The sequence below is a fragment of the Microseira wollei NIES-4236 genome (genome assembly GCF_020521235.1).
Classification (GTDB): domain Bacteria; phylum Cyanobacteriota; class Cyanobacteriia; order Cyanobacteriales; family Aerosakkonemataceae; genus Microseira; species Microseira wollei.
Map to the genome: position 1 here is coordinate 1 of NZ_BLAY01000377.1, position 2,782 is coordinate 2,782.

Annotated in this window: 2 protein-coding genes and 2 pseudogenes; all 4 read right to left on the reverse strand. The window is 47.6% G+C overall.

Annotation, left to right across the window (positions count from 1 at the left end; translation table 11 throughout):
* Positions 1-122: 122 nt before the first annotated feature.
* Positions 123-998 (reverse strand): annotated as a pseudogene (locus MiSe_RS48410) (DUF499 family protein); the annotation flags it as partial.
* 172 nt (positions 999-1,170) lie between these two features.
* A pseudogene (locus MiSe_RS48415) lies at positions 1,171-2,325 on the reverse strand (Swt1 family HEPN domain-containing protein); the annotation flags it as partial.
* A gap of 45 nt (positions 2,326-2,370) precedes the next feature.
* The gene (locus tag MiSe_RS48420) at positions 2,371-2,547 is read right to left on the reverse strand and encodes a hypothetical protein (protein ID WP_226594589.1); all 177 of its coding nucleotides are present in this window, start codon (positions 2,545-2,547) and stop codon (positions 2,371-2,373) included.
* A 34-nt stretch (positions 2,548-2,581) separates the two neighbouring features.
* Positions 2,582-2,782: hypothetical protein (locus tag MiSe_RS48425; RefSeq protein ID WP_226594591.1), on the reverse strand; the 201-nt coding region annotated here is incomplete at its 5' end.

Consider the following 2,782-nt stretch of genomic DNA (forward strand, 5'->3'; position numbering starts at 1 on the left):
TCGAATACCAACATCGCTACGTCGCTATATCTGACGTAAAACATTCTACCATAGATCCTGTCCGCAATTCATCTCACCGCCAAAGGTCGTACCGTTATGGCGGGAGCCTTCTTGCGGTTGAAGGTAACATTGGGTTGGGTAGAAATCCAGTAGCGATTGCCATCTACATACAAATACGTCGCTTGGTCGGTCAGGCGGCGCAAGGCATGTCCAAAGGTGGCAGGACTTTCCCCCGGTTGGACGCAACCGAGTTTAATGCGGCGGTCTTCTAAACCTCGATTAGCAGCGCGTAAGGTAGGTGCAGAACGCATGTAAATCGTGCGGGTGACGCGGCGACAGGCAGAATAGCGTCCCAGGTTGGGATTTTGGCGGTCGAGGGTAATTGGGAGTGAATTAATCCCATCCACATCTTTTTCAATGATGGGAACCCATTGGTCTTCGAGATAGTGGGTGAGTTCTGATTGGACTTGGGAATCTGCCATTGGCACGTTGGCAGGTAGGATGAGGAGAGAGCGATCGCTCTGTTCCCAAAGAAAATGAATCACCTTCGCCATCAAGCGCAGAACGCCCCTAGTGCGCTGAAATTTATCCAAACTTGACCAGTCTGTATACAAGCGATCGAATAATTCCGGATGAATCGGATAAGCTTCTGTCAATCTCCGTTCATAATCCCCTTCGCGGCATTCCAAAGGAAATTCCTGAGATTGAGATTGATACATTTCCCGAACCGCCCTCACTACAGCATCCCGCGCCACAAATAAAGCGGGGTCAGTGATAGGTTGAAACAAGCGACGGCGGACAATTTGAAAGCTTTCTTCCGCACTAGCAGGACGCCAGGGAGACTCGACCCGACCAATCGCATTTTTCAATCTATATAAAGCTTCTTTTCCCCGTTCTCCACCAGTTTCAATATCAGAAGATGGAACGCTAACCACTAATAGAGTTTGGTTGGCATTTTTAGCCGATTCGCTCAAGGTTTGAGCAAAGGTAAAATGAGTAACGCAAGTTGCTAGTTACATCAAGCGGTACTGGTAATGGCTAATGGCTAATGGCTAATGGGTAGTTGTCAAGAAGGCAAAAGCCTGTTAACCCAATTAGCAATTAGCCATTAGCAATTAGCAAGCGAGCAATTACCGCTGTCACAAGTTATAACTAGCAACTTGGGTGAGTATCGAAACTGCCAGCAGGTAAATCGCTGGTTTCGTGCAATTGACGCGCATAAGCCACCCATTCATCGATCAAAATTAAACAAGGAGCATAGCGGTTAAATAATTCTTTCAGATTATCCCCTGGATTCCTAGCGGTTTCATCCGCTTCCCGCACCATTTCATAAGCTGCTTTTCCCCCCAACTGCCAAGCAATTTCACCCCACAAGGTTCTGACGACAGTGCCATCTTTTTTCTCGTGCAGTTGACCGGGAGAAATTTTATTACCCACCAGAACCACAGTTTTGACATTCTCTGGAACAGCGGTAACGCCAGCAGAGGCAAAGACGGGTTCTAGTCCGGGTAAGTCGCTGACAGAGACGCCAAAAAACAGATGATAAAGAGATAGCAAAGCGTGAGTTTTACCACCGCCAAAATTTGTCTGCAATTCAATTACTGGATTGCCACCTTTTCCGGAAAGCCTGAGTAAAGCATTCGCCAAAAGTTGTTTCAGTCCTTCGGTTAAATAAGTGCGGCGGAAAAATTCTGTCGGCAGGCGATATTCATCCGAACCTTCATCCATGTGAACTTGCCACAAATCGGCGGCAAATTCAGCTTCTTGATAGCGTCCAGAAGCAACATCCGGGTGAGGAGTGACAATTTCCCGCCAGGGTTTAAGACCGCCAGCGGGTTGAGTTTCCACAGCAGTAACGGCAGCTTTCTTAGTTTCCCGACCTGCTTGTTCGTCAAACCGAATTCGCAGCAATTCTTGCTTTTGCTTTTCTACAGTATCCGCCTCTGTTGCAGAAATCGCCGTTAACAATCGGGCAATGCTATCAAGGGCGCGGTAAGCATCATCGCTGGAAAAGGAATCGTTGTGCGCCCAAGAATTGCGCGTCACCATTAATTCCCCAACCAAGTTCTTTTCCGCATTGCCCAGGGTTTTTTTGAACACTTCATGCCACTGGTTCCAAATCAGTTTTAACAGCGCAGAAACATCTTGTTTTAAAATTTGTTCCACACTGCGGCGGAGAGTCCGGTCTTCTGGAACAAAGGGAGTAGCCGCGACGAGCCATTTATCCCGGTATACCGAACGCATTTCCCGTTCCACGTAAGGATATAATCCCTCAAGAAGAAGGTCTAAAGCTCTGCCAATTCGTTCGCGATTGCTAATTGCCATAATTAATTTTAGATTTGGGATTTTAGTTTCTATATGTATGGTGCGTTAACGCATTATAATATCGTTTCCCTTTGCAGCAAAATTACACCAGTAGGGGCACGGCATTAGTAAGCTTTGTCCCCAGCATAAAGTTCCTTCCTTGCCGTGCCCCGACCAATGATTCAGATACACCCGGATTTGATATAGTAGCGGCACGGCATTAGTAAGCTTTGTCCCCAGCATAAAGTTCCTTCCTTGCCGTGCCCCGACCAATGATTCAGATACACCCGGATTTGATATAGTAGCGGCACGGCATTAGTAAGCTTTGCCGCCAGTACAAAGTTCCTCCTCTGCCGTGCCCCGACCAATGATTCAGATACACCCGGATTTGATATAGTAGCGGCACGGCATTAGTAAGCTTTCTCCCCAGTACAAAGTTCCTCCTCTGCCGTGCCCCGACCAATGATTCAGATGCACC